The organism is Nocardia speluncae NBRC 108251 (genome assembly GCF_001613245.1).
GTDB classification, from domain to species: Bacteria; Actinomycetota; Actinomycetes; order Mycobacteriales; family Mycobacteriaceae; genus Nocardia; species Nocardia speluncae.
The window spans coordinates 1-14,813 of sequence record NZ_BDBZ01000051.1 but is presented as its reverse complement, the minus strand read 5'-3'; the positions used below and the strand labels follow the sequence as shown (position 1 = coordinate 14,813).

Below are 14,813 nucleotides of genomic sequence, written 5' to 3'. Positions count from 1 at the left end.
GCGCCGCCCGCGGTCAGCAGGCGCCCGCCAGCGCCACCCACGGATGTCTATTCACTATGTATGAATAGACAATCCTGGATGACCTCCGCACGGGTATGCGCCCCGTTACCTGCGAATATCCGAGGTAGGGGGTGCGGACATTTGATCGTCCCACGTATCTCCCCACGTACTTCCCCATGTAAAACCCCACGAATTGACCACGGCCCGAAACGAACACCCCACCCTGACAGCAACAAGTCCGCTAACCCCGCTGCCGAACGCCTAATTCCCACCGAATGACCTCACGGCAGCGACCTGGCTCACCGCTCGTCCCACCTGAAATGCCAGTCGCTGAACCGCACCCAGACTACTTCCGGACCGCGTCCAAACCTATCCGTTTCATATCCTGCCCTACGCAACCGCAGCTCAACGGGACGATATCTGCCGGAGCCGATCGAGGACCCGCCGAGTCGAGCGGCGCCGGCCGAAGGCTTCGCTTCTCCGTGTCGACGGGATCGGGTAGGCCCGGGCCACCCGGCGGGCCGCTCGGCGGGGCCCACTCACCCTCTACCAGCACCACAGGTCGACCACCCAAACTTTCCAGCGCTGCTGCCCGGGATCCCCCATGTATGGGGTGAATCCACCATCGACCCGGAAGCAGCGCCACTCGCCGACATGCCTGCGGTCAATTGGCGGGTCAGCCAGCGGGTCATTCCGGGGCTCGGTCGGGGGATCATTCAAACTGACCCACTAAAACACCGTAAACCGGCAGGTAGACGCCGGTATCCGCGGCTTGCACTTACCCCGGATTACCCCTGTAGGGATAGGAAGAACACTTCGGGCCGGGCTCGTACTCCTTCTCGGCCGTGCAGGGTGGCCACGCGACCCCCTTCCACGATTGTTTCCGTACTGTCGTCGCCGTCGGCCGCGTGGTCCACCTCGAGGTCACACAGGTGTCGCTGATCGTGTGGTCGTTCGTGAAGTAGGGCGGGTGGCGATAAGGGTTTCGATGGTGAGGGGTTCGGTGACTGTGCCGTTGGGGTACCTGTCGAGCAGTGCTTCCCGCAGTTCGTCGGCGAATGCTGCGCAGCGCTCGTCGGAGCCGAATTGTGCTGGGTTGGAGTAGGAGAAGGAGAACTGCAAACCGACGATTGCATCGATGTCGCGCTCGATACTCCAGCCTGATCGCGTGACGTCGACTTCGCAAAATGGCGAGCGGGCCAGGACGTCCAAGTGTGTTTCCTCCGAATGCTGGTATCCCCGGTAAGTACTGCCGCCGCGGCGTCGTGCACCGAGGTATTTATCCCGCAAAGTGCGGACAATGTCGTCCCATGGGGCGACGGTTGCGGCGTCGTGTAAGGCTGCCGTGACCACTACCACCGCGCCGTGGGGCCGGATGCGGGTGTCGAGCTCGGTCAGCAGGGCCGGGCGGTCGGTCCAGTGAAACGATTTGCCCATGGTGACCAGGTCGAGAGGTGGCAGGTTCAGGGAGGCGAGCTGGCTGGAATCACCACGTAACCATTCGATATTGGTGGTACCGGCGGCGCTGCGCTTTCCTTCGACCAGCATATCGGGGTCAGGATCGACAGCGAACACTCTGGCGACCGCGGCAGCCACTGGAATAGCGATCTGTCCCGTGCCGCAACCTAGGTCGAGGACCGTTTGAGTACCGTCCAAGTCGAACCGGCGGCGAAGTTCGGAGAAGAACTCCGGTGGGTATCCGGGCCGGTGGCGTGCATAGTAGGGCGCTGCGCCTTGGAACAGTTCATCGGATTTGTGTTGCATCAGTAGTTGACTCCTGCCGAGTTCGCCAGGGATTGCAGAGTCGTGTCTACCCGGCGTTGTTGTTTGGCGGCTGTTTCGACTGTGGCCTTGACTGTCGGGGATCCGCGGAAGTGTTCCGGACTTGCAGCGCGGGACTCATACAGCGCGTCGATCGCCGCGTCGGGATCACCGGCCAACAGGTGTGCGCGTGCTGAGTCGAGCCAGAAGTACGTCTGGCGCTCTTTGGCCATCCCGGTGGGTAGCTGCGTGTTCTGTGAGATCTGGATAGCTCGGTCCGGGCGGCCCAACTCGGTCTCCGCGGCAACCTGGTAGATCTGCACGTTGGCCGGCCCGACCACCGTGTCGTAGACGATGCCGTCCCCGAACTTCGCTGCGAGACGCGCAGCTTCGGTGAAATGCATCGCAGAAGCGTCGGTATCCGACAGCGTCGCTGCGATGGTGCCCGCTTTCATATGCAGGGTGCTGGCCACTGCTTCGGCCATCGGGTTGTCAGCGACGAACGGTTCGATATCGGCCATCGCCCGCATCAGCAGCTTCATCGCCTGCGGTGTGGCCCCGATGCGCGCGAGGGTGGAGGCTTTGACGAAATGCGTTGTCGCGAGCCGCAACGGGTCGCCGCTTTTCATTGCTGCCCATTCCATCCGTTCAGTTGCTGTCATCGACAAGTCGGTGTACCCGAACTTGTGCGCGAGTGAATTCGCGGCACGATAGGTGTCGGTGAGCAACGCATAGGCGGGCTCCCCTGTTTCCTGGGCCGATACCAGCAAGTGGTCCACGAGGTCGGGCAGGATCTCGGCCACCTTCCGGTAGCGGGTACTTCGTCGCCAGTTCATGACTTGCGCGACCTGTGGTTTGAGGAGATCCAAAGGTATCGGTTCGACATCGTCGGACATGAGATCCACTGCTGCCAGGGTGCGACGGATGATCGGCGCGAAATCGAACGCCCGTCTCTGCTCTTCGTCTTCATCTCCGTAGAGGCGGGAGGCGTCGATTCGTAGTCCTCGCGCGATCATTCCGATCATCGCTGGGCTCGCGGAGGCGTGACCCCGCTCGACCTTACTGATCATGCTGTAGCTGACACCGGCTGCCGTGGCCAATTGATGTTGCGACAAGCCGCGCATCTTCCGCTGGGTGGCGATTCGCACGCCGATGCTGTCGCCCTTCTTCATGCCCCGACCCTAGCACTTTCAATTTGAAGAAAATTTGAAAGTTCGGTGACGATCTGGCCTTTAACGTCAAGACCAGCGCCTGGTGCCGGGCGGGGTGTTCCCGTCTCCCATCAGTACCCACTGCCGCACGAGCCGTGTGCGGCCTACGGTCGCCATCCGTGGCATGAGGCGCCCGACATGACCGTCGACGGAGCCGAAGAGGTGCTGGACATGGAACTGATTATCGCCATATCGCCTGCGACAGTAGCCCAACACGAGCGAAACGCGAGCCGACGTGGCCCTCGGACCGACAGCGTGACGATACGCGCGTTTGCGTCACCGAACACCCGCCCAGAGGTCCGTTGCTGACCTCACCCTCACGCCACGTTGGAGCGGATCTTTCATGCACAAGACAGCACCACGAACCGGTGCCTGTGCCCCGGTTGGAGCGGATACCACCTGGCCCAGTAATTCCCGGGTATATGACTACAGCCTGGGCGGTAAGGACAATTACGCGGTCGACCGTGCAGCTTTCGATAGGGTCCTCGAGGTCGCGCCTACCCAGCGAGAGGTGTCGTTGGCGAATCGGCGGTGGCTGCATCGGGTGGCCCGGTATCTGGCCGGGCCCGCCGGGGTCGATCAGTTTCTCGATATCGGTGCCGGGCTCCCCACAGTGAGCAACATCCACGAGATCCTGCAGTTGGAGAATCCGGCCGCCACAGTCGTGTATGTCGATAACGACCCGCTGTGTGTGGCACACGGGCATGGGCTGCTCGAGCGGAACGATCGCACCCATTATGTCCAGGCGGATTTCCTGGAAGCCGGCACGCTGCTGAAACACCACAGAGTCCGCCAGTATTTCGACCTCGACCGGCCCATCGGCGTGCTCGCAGGCGCGGTGCTGCACCACCTCGGCGACGACCTCGTGCCTGTCAAGTCGATGCGTGAGCTGATCGATCGGTTGCCGACCGGGTCATATGTGGCGGTCACCCATTTCTACGACCCCGGCCCCGAGCACCCCGAGGCACACCAACTGGCTCGACAGCTCGAACAGGTGTTCGTCGAAAGTGTGGGTTCGGGCTGGTACCGCTCCCGCGAAGAAATTCTCGAATTCTTCGACGGTCTCGAAGTACTGCCTCCCGGTCTCGTCGAGCTGGACGAATGGTGGCCGGACGGACCCGGACCCGGCCCCGGCCCCGGCCCCGGCCAGGAGGGAAGGTCGCTGGCCGAGCGGACGATGCGCGGTGCGGTGGGTTACAAGCGTCCGCCCTTGTTGTGGTTGTCCAGGGGCTGAGCACTGGTTCGGTGCGTTATGAAAAGTTCTGTGAGCAGGGGAGATTATTGTGACGAGGTCTATTGGCCACGGGGATATTCAGCCGGTGGTGCATGGGTCGCCGGTGGAGGCTGATGCGAGGGCGGTGCCGTTGTATACCGTCGATTTCGCGGCGGATCCGCGCGGGTTCTTCCGGCGGTGGCGGGCGGAGTTCGGGGCGCTGGTGCCGGTGGAGCTGGCCCCGGGGGTAGCGGCGACGTTGGTGGTGGGACATGCCGAAGCGCTCAAGATCCTGCACAGCCCGGAGGTGTTCTCGCCCGATCCGGACGGGTGGCAGCGGCGTACGGGGGCCGGGTGTCCGGTCGGGGCGATGTTGGGGTCGGGGCCGACGCCCGCGCGGACATCCGGTACCGACCATGCCCGGTTTCGGGGTGCGCATACGGCGGTGCTGGGGCGGGTGGACCAGCACGCGGTACAGGCGGGCGTGGAGCGAACCGCGGTCGACCTGATCAACCAGTTCTGGGCTCGCGGTGAGGCGGAGCTGCGTACGCAGTTCGCCGCCCCACTGGCGCTGGCTGCGGTCAACGCTCTGGTCGGTGTGCCAGAGGAACTGGTGGACGAGGTGGCTCGAGCAGTCCCGGCCTTGGCTGAGGCCGGGGATGCGGGTGTGGCCGGACGTCGAACACTGGAATCGGTGTTGCAGGAGGTGGTGGTATGGAAGACCACCGCGCCGAGCGCTGATGTGGTGTCGTGGCTGCTCGCGCACGATTCGGGGTTGCTGGAGGCCGAGGTGGTCGCGCAGCTCGTGCTGATCTATGAGATGGCGGTCGAATCCACCATCGGTCTGATCACGAACGCGGTCGCGTCGATGCTGACCGACGACCGGATGGACGCGGCGCTCGGCGGCAGCCTGTCCACGCGAGACGTACTCGACGCGGTGCTATTCGACAATCCGCCACTGGCGCAGTGGTGTGTGCGCTACCCGCAGGTCCCGCAGCTGATCGGCAACGTCTGGCTGCCTGCACACCAGCCGGTCGTGATCGGTCTCGGGGCGTGTCACCGCGACCCTGCCGTGGCCCAGGGGGATCGGCGTGGTAACCGCTCGCACCTCGGATTCGGGGCCGGGACCCACGCCTGTCCGGCCAGTGGTCTGGCGATTTTGATCGCCACCGCCGCTCTCGATCAGTTGATGGACGCTGTGCCGGATATGCGGCTGGCCGCCGACCTGGTGTGGCGGGCGAGCCCGTTTCACCGCTGTGTGACGGCGTTACCGGTGAGGTTCGCCCCGCCCCGGCCATTGCCGTACTGATCTCCCCCTCCCCCTCTTTCGCCATTTCGTCTTGTCGTGACGCCTGTTTCGTGAGGACCCGAAGAACGATGATCACCCGACAGTCCCGGGCCGGTGGAGTTTCGATCGAAAGCCTCGGCCCGAGGACCAAGCTCTACACCCCCGCCTTCGCTATCGCCCCGTATGCCGCCTACGAACGCATGCGCCAGGGCGGAAGAACCTTGGCCCCGGTCGAACTCGCCCCCGACGTCCCGGCCACGCTGGTCCTCGGCTACCACACGGCGGTGCGGATATTGAATGATCCGGACCGTTTTCCGGCCGATCCGCGGAACTGGCAGAAGAGTCTCCCGGCCGATCATCCGCTGCGGCCGATGCTGGAGTGGCGGCCCAACCCGCTGCGGACCGCGGGCAAGGAACACGCCTTCTACCGGGATGCGCTCATCCACGCACTGGCGGTCGTCGATCTTCACGCGGTGCGGGAGCACACGATCCGTGTCGCTACCGAGCTGATCAACCAGTTCTGCCTCAACGGGGACGCTGAGCTGATCGAGGACTACATCACCCCGGTCGTGATCACCGTGCTCAACGAAACCGTGGGCTGCCCACCAGGAATCGGTAACCGGCTGCGGCCGGCGTTCGCAGCGATGTTCGAGGGCGTCAACACCGACGAGGTCAACATGCAGGTGGCGTCGGGGTTGTTCAAGCTGATCGAGAACAAGCGTCGCGACCCGGGCCGCGATATCGCGTCGGTGCTGGTGCACGACTGTCCGGGGCTCAGTGATCAGGAGCGGATGTCGCAGCTGGTCACGATCTACTCCGCGTGCATCGAACCGGTGCGCAACCTCATCGCGAACACGATGCGGCGGATGCTGACCGACCCCCGATACCGCCCCGACACCGCCCAGTTCACGCCACCGGTGCGTGATGCGGTGAAAGAGACCCTCGCCAACGACCCACCGATGGCCAACCTCTGCAACTCCTACCCCCGCCAACCCGTCCTGATCGACGGCGTATGGCTGCCCGCGGACCAGCCGGTGCTCGTCAGCATGGCCGCCGCCACCACAGACCCGGCGATCGTCGGCAACAAGGGCTGGACCGACAACAACTCCCACCTCGCCTTCGGCAGCGGCCCCCACGCCTGCCCACACATCGCCCGGGAGATGTCGCAGCAGATCGCCGTCGAGGCCATCGCGCACTTCTTCGACGCCCTCCCCGAAGCCGAACTCGCGGCCACCACCGACGAGGTCCCGTGGCGGCCGGGACCATTCCACCGGGCACCGGCCGCCGTGCCGGTCGCCTTCCCGCCTGCACCGCCGTTGCCGATCCCTGTCGGTCCTGCCTCACGGAAATGAGTTGCCCGCCATGACAACAACACTCGACCAGATCAGCCCTATCGGCTACCAGGGCGACGACCCCACCGTGGCCGCGCTGCGCGACTCGATCTACGGCCCGTATCTGGCCACCCACCGCAAAGCCCGCGAGCTGATCATGCGACTCGGTGACGTTCCCCCAGACCACCTGACCTACGCGATGGAGGCCGGCATCGCCCCGGACCTGCTGCGCGCGGTCCTCGGCGAGATCGGGCTCCCCGCCCACGAGATCACCGCCGATATCCACCTGCGGGGTGCCTTCGGCGACTGGGCCGCGGTCGCCGCCCCACACCTGCTGACGGTGTGGACCGGGCACTTCGACCTCGCCATTGGCGCGATTCTCACCCACGGCACCGGCGCCCCCTACCAACAGAACTGCCTGACCGAACTCGACACCGGCGCGGCCGTCGGTGTCCTCGCGTTGACCGAACTCGGCGGCACCAACGGCGCCGACCAGCAAATGGAAGCGAGGTGGGACCCTGACGCGGACGGGTTCTGGTTGTCCAACCCCACGATCGGGTCGGTCAAAGGCCCGCCGAACATCGCCGACCCCACGGTGCCGAAGATCGTGGTGTTCAGCGCGCGCCTGATCTTCGAGGGCCGCGACGAGGGCGTGTTCCTGTTCCTGTCCCGCCTGCGCACCCTCGACGAAGGACTGGCCGACGGTGTCGAGGTCGGCGAGATGTCCAGCAAACTCGGTGCCGCCATGGACCACGCCTGGGCCCGCGCCGACCGGCTGTTCGTGCCACGGGCCGGATTCCTCGGCGGGCAATGGGCCACGATCACCGACGACGGCGCTGAGTTCCGCTGCGACGAACCCGATATACGGCAGCGCTGCCACCGCTCCATCAGCCCGCTGATCGGTGGCCGCCTCGACCTGTCCACCGCCAACATCTCCGCCGCCCGCGCCGGAGTCGCCGGACTGATCAACTACAGCAAACAGCGGCCTCACGGTCACAGTGACGTTCTGCAACGCGACCTCGTCACCTCCGCCGCCCATGTCTACGCGGGCAGCGTGCTGGGCCGGATGATCCGCGACCTGAGCGTCGATCCCGCCCAGCAGGCCCGGTTGCCGCTGTGGATGACGGTGGTCAAACCCGTCCTGACCACCATCGCGGAGAAAGCTTTGCGCACGTGTAGCGCTCGCGCGGGCGCCCAGGGACAACTGCGCTGCAACTACTACCCCGACTGGATCGCAGGCGCGCGCGGTTCCAAAACCGCCGAGGGCGATACCCAAGTCCTGGAGAAGGCGGCCGGCCGCACGCATCACGCCTTGTCGACGCTGAAGCTGCCCGGCGCCCCGACCGTGTCGTCGTGGTGGCTCGACATGATCATTACCCGGGAACACACTCTGGCCCTCGACCTTTATATCGCGAGCGGGATCGAACACTCCGGCTCCTACGACGAGGAATACGAACCGAAAGGTACCGCGCTGGGAATCGACTCCACAAGGGCCGACCTCGCGCGTACAACGGGGGTCCGGCTCGTGGTCACCGCCGCCTTGATCGCCGGGGACCAGGCCACCGACCCAGCCGCCGCCACCATAGCCCGAGCGTGTGCGGCGGTGGTGGCGCTGACCTACCTCGACCGGCACAGCGGCTGGTACAACGCCCACAGCCAGCAGTCCCCGGACCTCGCTGAGGAGATCCACGACGAACTGCGCCGCAACCGGGTGATCATTGTCGCCAACCAGACCGTACTCGCCGCCGCCTTCGATATCCCGGAACTGTCCGGGGCGCCGATGTTCGCCCCCGACTACCTACAAGCGTGGAGCCACCTCGCCGAGTGGGGCGAGCACACGTTCACAGCGCAATGAACCCACCTCTCCCTCGTGTCCGGGCCGGTCGGCCGGATCGAGATCTGTGGACCATCCAGCACGGAGACTGCACCAGCTGTGAGACAAGGTTCGATTCGCTCGGTGAGGCGATATTCGTTCGAACCGCCCACGCCGGTCACGGGCCGTGGTGCCTGCAATCACTGAGCGCGGTGGCCTACCTCGGTGGCCACAACGACGACGACCACTACGAATAACCCCACCGGCCATCGGAGATGATCGTGAACTCGCTGGCGATACACCAACTCCTGACCCTCCACCACGCCCGACCGCTCCTCTATCGCAACGGGGCTGCGCAGGTATTGAATCGCTTCGCTCCGGGACAATGCCTTGCAGGCGAAGGCGACCGAAGTTACGACGACACTATGGAGGCATCTTTCGTGGACAACGACGACCAGATCGGGTTTGCACTCGATTTCGACGACAAGACCAGAGCCTGGCTGGACTGGGTTGCACCCGAGCACATGGACACGCGGATACGGACATTTCTCGCCGTGGCAGTCCCTGACCTGCCCGCAGACGCCGAATGGTGGCAGCAACCGCATTCCACTCAGATCATGAAAGCCGCGATACCGCTGTTCGGTGACTGGGCCGGATTCACCGCACCGGAAAACCACGATCTCGCCGATGGTTACATCCGGCTCCAGGGCGAATGCTACGTCCGACGCGCCGGATACAGGTGGATGAACGTCCCGGAATGGGGTCCGCCCCTCTACACCGAGATCGGCCCGACCGTCCGGCTCGGCAACGACCACGTCTCCGATGTCGCGATGATGATCATGGCGCAACGATTGTTCCGCGACGACGACGGACCGGAAATGATCGAATACAACATCACCGAGGCCGTCCGCCGCGCCCGCCGAACACGGTCCGCCACCTGACCCCGTTCGCCACCTCACCGATTCACTGATGTCGCTTCGCCTGCAACGGGGGTGGGTACTGCCGTGCCCGACGAATACGACGCCGTCCGACGGCGGCTGACCAGATACGAACGCGGACTGTACTTCGAACTCGGCCGGGCACGCGAGCGCGGAGAAACACCGGAAAAAGGCTGGGTCCGGCAATTCGAAGTCCGGACCGGTGCCGGTGCCCGCATCCTGGACTCCGCACGCACCCACGGACGTAGTACTCAAGGCGTGGAACGGAAATCAGGCCGGGTCAACGAACGCGACGCCAACGATCAACTCACCAGAGAACGCGCAGCACTCACCACCGGACGCATGAGCCACAGCCGCTGGGAAACAGTGGCCGGCGAAAGGCTCCCCGACAAAACCCGTAAACAACTCGCGGACATGGCCCGCGACTTCCCCGGCCGATTCCAGCACGAAGTCGTATCGCGCGCCGACGCTGTCCGCGCGATACGGCTCGGCCAGTCCCTGATGGCCAAACAACTCGAACTGATCCGCCCCTACGAGCTCGATCGCGCCGACCGCGCCCGCAAACGGCTGGAGAAAATCAGGGAGATCGTACGGGCACGAGAAAATCAGGCACGGGAAAACTCGATCGAACGTCACTCACCCGCACGAGAACCGGCCCACCAACAGGCACGGGAAATCGCCACCCCCGCTCACCAAACACCAGCCAGAGGCCACACCGAAGCGGTCGATCGAGCCCAACGCGAAGCCGCCGAGAAAACCCAGGCCGGACAAGCCGCCGACGCGGCGGCGTTGCGGCGGCAGCAAGAAGCCGCCCAGCGGCTCGCAGAGACCGCACGCCAGCAACGAGAAGCCGCCCGCAACGGAATCCACCTACCCACGACCCAACGCCAGATGGCCGACATACTCACGGTGAGCTTCCCCATGCCCCTGGCTCCTTCTCCCCACCGCGAACCACCATCACCAGCAGAAACCACACGCGGCCGGTCCGCTCGCGAACGCGCCCGCGAACACGAACGTAACCGTGAACGCGAGCGGGGTATCAACCGCGAACGATAACCCCGGGACTGTGGATTTTCTTCGGCTCTGGCCCACTTTCGGTGGTGCCTGTGAGGTGACGGCGGCACGATAGCCCGGTGGATGAGGTGAGTGTTGGTGTCGGCGTGCTGTTTTCAGGTTTGTCGCCACTGGTTGCCGAGGATGTGGGTATGGCGGGCTCGCGTCTGTTGGTCCGGGCCCGGACGCCCGGTGGTGTGGCCGAATGCCCTGGTTGTGGTGCGGGCTCGGCTCGGGTTCATGGAGTTCACGAACGACGGCTGGCCGACCTGCCGTTCGATGGCCGCAGCGTAATCGTGCGGGTGCGTGTCCGGCGCCTGTACTGCCCGACGCAGGGATGCCAGCGCACGTTCCGGGAACAGGTCCCCGGCGTGCTGGAACGGTATCAGCGGCGCACTACCCGGTTGACCGGGCACGTGCGTGCGGCGGTGCGGGAGCTGGCCGGGCGGGCCGCGGCCCGAATGCTCGGGCGGTGGTCGGTACGATTATCGCGACAGACCGCGGTGAGAGTACTGCTCGGTATCCCGCTGCAGACCCAGGAAGTGCCGAGGGTGCTCAGTGTGGATGATTTCGCCTTGCTGCGCCGCCACCGCTACGGTACCGTGCTGATCGACGGCGCGACCCACCAGCGCGTCGATGTCCTGCCCGACCGCCGTTCGGGCACCTTGGAAACCTGGTTGTGGGTCCATCCCGGGGTCGAGTTCGTCGTGCGTGACGGGTCGGCAACCTATGCCGAAGCCATCCGCCGCGGGGCCCCGACCGCACTCCAGGTCGCCGACTGCTGGCACTTGTGGCACAACCTGGTGCGAGCAGCGGAGAAGGTGGTGGCCGCCCATGCCCGCCGCTGGGCTGCTGCCGGCCCGAAACGCCGGCAGTTGACCCGTGAAACCACCACACTCGCCCACTGGCACGCCGTCCACGATCTCCTCGATCACGGGGTCGGGCTCATGGACTGCGCCCGCCGGCTGGGCCTCGGCCTCAATACGGTGAAACGGTATTCCCGGGTCAGCGAACCCGAGAAGCTGCGCCGGCCACCGCAATACCGGGCGAGCCTGGTCGACCCCTACCGTGATCACCTGCGCATCCGCCGCGCTACAGAACCCGGTGTCGCGGTCACTACTTTGCTGGCCGAGATCACCGCCCTCGGCTACACCGGCAGCCTGAACCTCCTGCACAAGTACCCGAACCAGGGCCGCGCCGAGTCGGCCCGGGTCATGCCCTCACCCGCCGACTCACCGCCTGGATCACCACCCGCCCCAGCGAACTGGGCGAGCAGCGGCACGCTCATCTGACCGAGCTGCTGGCGACCTGCCCGGACCTGACCGTGCTCGCGGAGTTGGTGAGCAGGTTCGCCCGCATCGTCACCGAACGCCGCGGCCGCGACCTCGACGACTGGATGACCAGCGCCCATGCTGCGGCGTTACCTGAACTCGACCCGTTCCTGCGCGCGATCGACCGCGACTACCACGCGGTCCTGGCCGGACTCTGCCTGCCTTACAGCAACGGCCCGGTCGAGGGCGTGAACACGAAAACGAAACTGATCAAACGACAAATGTATGGGCGAGCCGGATTCCGGCTACTCCGCCACCGCATCCTCCTGGCCTGAACTCAGGAGCCCACCACCGAAAGTGGACCAGAGCCGATAGCGAGATAGTCCCATAACCCCGAATTCCGCGAACAGCACTGGACCCGTCACTGCCAATGTCGCTCCCCGTGTCACCGATACTTTCCGGCAACTGCACGCTATATGTTGGCGAGGTGTGTAACGTTGCCGTGCAACAGGTCTGAAGGGGAAGCGTTGATGGATCCGTTCACGATGATTGTGACTGCGTTGCTCACTGGTGCTGCTGCGGGTGGGCAGGAGGCGGCATCGGCTGCGGTGCGTGACGCGTACGGGGCACTGCGTCGCCGTATCAGCGGTGACGGCGCGGACATGGAGGTTGCCGCGGCACTCGAAGCGAACGAGTCCTGCGCCGGTGGTGATCGTGCTGTGGTGGAGGCAGCGGTGCGGCGTGCCGGAGTCGGTGACGACGTCGAGGGGCAGGTGCTCGCGCAGCGTGTGCTCGATGCGGTGCCGTCGAAACAGGTGTTCAACGATCTGCGGCATGCACAAGGTGTGCATGCCGGCGACGGAGGCACCGTCAATATCACCTTCCACAACAACACCTACCAGTGACAACGCGCCAGCTCCACGGCGACCCCCGGTATGTGATGTTACCTCGCCCGGCAGCGCTCGGCCTGCGGGCCGGTGGCCCGATCCACATGCGGGTGAACGCGGAGACGTGGTGGAACTAGACCGCACCGGTGCCGAGAGACCCGGGTATCGGGCCGGCGGTAGCGCCGGGTTCACCGATGCTCGATACAGCCAGGGCGTGATCGTCGGTGACGGCAACACCCAGAACATCACCATCTACAAGTATCGGGGAATGTCTCCTGACCGGCCTGCACCCGCACCATTGATCGATGCCGGCGGCAGGGTCGAGTTCCCGTATCGGGGTCTGGGCTGGTTCGGGGAGCACGACGCGCCGTTGTTCTTCGGTCGTGATCCCGCGATCACCGATGTGCTGCACCAGCTCTCCGAGGCGTTCACCGAACCGAGGATTGTGGCGGTGGGCGGGGTGTCCGGTTCCGGGAAGTCCTCGCTGATGCGGGCCGGCGTGCTACCCCGCATCCGCAGCGGCGCCGTGGACGGGCTACCAGGAGCGGATCGGTGGCCACCGTTCGTGGTATTCAGCCCAGGCAGCTCGCCCCTCGACGACCTGGCGGACGCGACGGCCAGCGCAACCCGCATGGACGCGGCGACCCTGCGTCGGGAGTTGCGCCACGACCCCACCGGATTCGCGGCCACTGCCGCCCAGGCCACTACCGTGGCCCCCGGGGCGCCACCCGATGGTGGGCGCCGGTTGCTGGTGGTAGTCGACCAGTTCGAACGGATCTTCACCCAGTGCACCGACCCGAACCTGCGCGAAGGGTTCGTCGGGGCCCTGCATGCGGCAGCGACCACACCGCAGACCGAGACCGGGACACCGCCGGCGCTGGTGGTGTTGGTGGTGCGTTCCGATTTCGAGGCTCACTGCGCCGAACTCGAAGGGCTGGCCGAGGCGATCCGGCATCGGTGCATGCTCACCTCGATGACCGAACGCCAACTACGACTCGCGATCACCGAGCCCGCCAAGACAGCCGGGTCCCGGGTCGAGGACGAGCTCACCGAACAGTTACTGCGCGAGGTGCGTGCCGCTACCCGCATCACCTCGAACACACCCACCGCAGTATCGGGGGCGGGGGTGTTGCCGCTGGTCTCCGACGCCTTGGACCGGGCCTGGCGTCAACGGGCCGGCGACAATCTCACTGCTACCGACTACGACCGGGTCGGCGGGATCGACCGCGCGGTCGCCCATAGTGCCCAGCGCACCTACGACGACCTCACTCCCGAGCAGCAGGTGGTGGCGCGCACGGTATTCACCCGGCTCACGGTCGTCGGCCCGGACGGCACCGATACCGCTGACCGTGCCCGCCGTAGCGATCTCACCGAGATCGCGGGTGAGGCCGTGGACGTCGAGGCGGTACTGGAAGCGTTCGCCGCCGAACGGTTGCTGACCCTGGGCGATGACAGCGTCGAGATCAGCCATGAAGTGCTGTTGAGTACGTGGCCGCTACTCCGCGACGAATGGCTGGCCGACACCCGCGCCGACCGGGCCGTACGCACACGCCTACACAACGCGGCCTCCGTCTGGGACGAGCACGGACGCGACAACTCCTACCTGTTCACCGGAACCGTCCTCGACACCACCACTGCCACCGTCGCTCGGATCATCACCGAACCCGACCGCCATACCCCTCTGACCGACCTCGAACACCGATTCCTCACCGCCTCCACCCGCGCTGCCCGCCGCCGCGCCGCCTTCACCGCGACGCTTGTGCTACTCGTCGTCGCCTTGACTGTTGTTGCGGCAGGCGTTTTGATAAAACAAACCTGGGAATCGGACAAGCAACGCAAGATTGCGGTCGCCCAAAACCTGATCAGCAGAAGCCAACTCCTGTACACCACCGACCCCTACGGCTCCCGAGTCGCCGCCTTGGCCGCATGGCGCATCCACCAAAGCGACGAAACTTTCCACGCGATCCGGCACGCCGCCAGCAACCCACGCACCGCAAAACTCACCGGCCACACCAGCACCGTCAATGCGGTGGCGTTCAGTCCCGAC

Annotated in this window: 10 protein-coding genes and 1 pseudogene; 9 read left to right on the top strand and 2 right to left on the bottom strand. The window is 65.4% G+C overall.

The features are described from left to right. Nucleotides 1-924: 924 nt before the first annotated feature. Together NS6_RS33090 and NS6_RS33085 are read right to left on the bottom strand one after the other, a co-directional pair. Nucleotides 925-1,764: a class I SAM-dependent methyltransferase gene (locus NS6_RS33090; protein ID WP_068050237.1), complete on the bottom strand. Its 840-nt coding sequence runs from the start codon at nucleotides 1,762-1,764 to the stop codon at nucleotides 925-927. After that, nucleotides 1,764-2,933, bottom strand: a complete 1,170-nt coding sequence (locus NS6_RS33085) for a helix-turn-helix domain-containing protein (RefSeq protein ID WP_068050235.1) — start codon at nucleotides 2,931-2,933, stop codon at nucleotides 1,764-1,766. Before NS6_RS33085 ends, NS6_RS33090 begins: the two co-directional genes overlap by 1 nt. A gap of 382 nt (nucleotides 2,934-3,315) precedes the next feature. Between NS6_RS33085 and NS6_RS33080 the strand changes: the two genes are divergently transcribed. From NS6_RS33080 to NS6_RS33035, 9 genes and pseudogenes are all read left to right on the top strand, one after another. Beyond that, entirely contained in the window at nucleotides 3,316-4,206 is an 891-nt protein-coding gene (locus NS6_RS33080; RefSeq protein WP_084471684.1) for an SAM-dependent methyltransferase, read from the top strand. A 124-nt stretch (nucleotides 4,207-4,330) separates the two neighbouring features. Beyond that, the gene (locus tag NS6_RS33075) at nucleotides 4,331-5,494 is read left to right on the top strand and encodes a cytochrome P450 family protein (RefSeq protein ID WP_084471682.1); all 1,164 of its coding nucleotides are present in this window, start codon (nucleotides 4,331-4,333) and stop codon (nucleotides 5,492-5,494) included. 68 nt (nucleotides 5,495-5,562) lie between these two features. Then, complete coding sequence (locus tag NS6_RS33070; RefSeq protein WP_068050230.1) at nucleotides 5,563-6,825, top strand: cytochrome P450 family protein; 1,263 nt, start codon at nucleotides 5,563-5,565, stop codon at nucleotides 6,823-6,825. Between the two features lie 10 nt (nucleotides 6,826-6,835). After that, complete coding sequence (locus NS6_RS33065; RefSeq protein ID WP_068050228.1) at nucleotides 6,836-8,659, top strand: hypothetical protein; 1,824 nt, start codon at nucleotides 6,836-6,838, stop codon at nucleotides 8,657-8,659. 383 nt (nucleotides 8,660-9,042) lie between these two features. Next, nucleotides 9,043-9,558 carry a hypothetical protein gene (locus NS6_RS33055; protein WP_157113084.1) on the top strand — a complete coding sequence of 172 codons (516 nt, stop codon included), beginning with the start codon at nucleotides 9,043-9,045 and terminating at the stop codon, nucleotides 9,556-9,558. Between the two features lie 63 nt (nucleotides 9,559-9,621). Further along, complete coding sequence (locus NS6_RS33050; protein WP_157113082.1) at nucleotides 9,622-10,611, top strand: hypothetical protein; 990 nt, start codon at nucleotides 9,622-9,624, stop codon at nucleotides 10,609-10,611. A gap of 77 nt (nucleotides 10,612-10,688) precedes the next feature. Next, nucleotides 10,689-12,214 (top strand): annotated as a pseudogene (locus NS6_RS33045) (ISL3 family transposase). A gap of 195 nt (nucleotides 12,215-12,409) precedes the next feature. Next, nucleotides 12,410-12,784: a Het-E N-terminal domain-containing protein gene (locus tag NS6_RS33040; RefSeq protein ID WP_068050221.1), complete on the top strand. Its 375-nt coding sequence runs from the start codon at nucleotides 12,410-12,412 to the stop codon at nucleotides 12,782-12,784. 109 nt (nucleotides 12,785-12,893) lie between these two features. Continuing rightward, nucleotides 12,894-14,813, top strand: a 1,920-nt coding sequence (locus tag NS6_RS33035) for an nSTAND1 domain-containing NTPase (RefSeq protein WP_443093663.1), incomplete at its 3' end; no start/stop codon positions are given.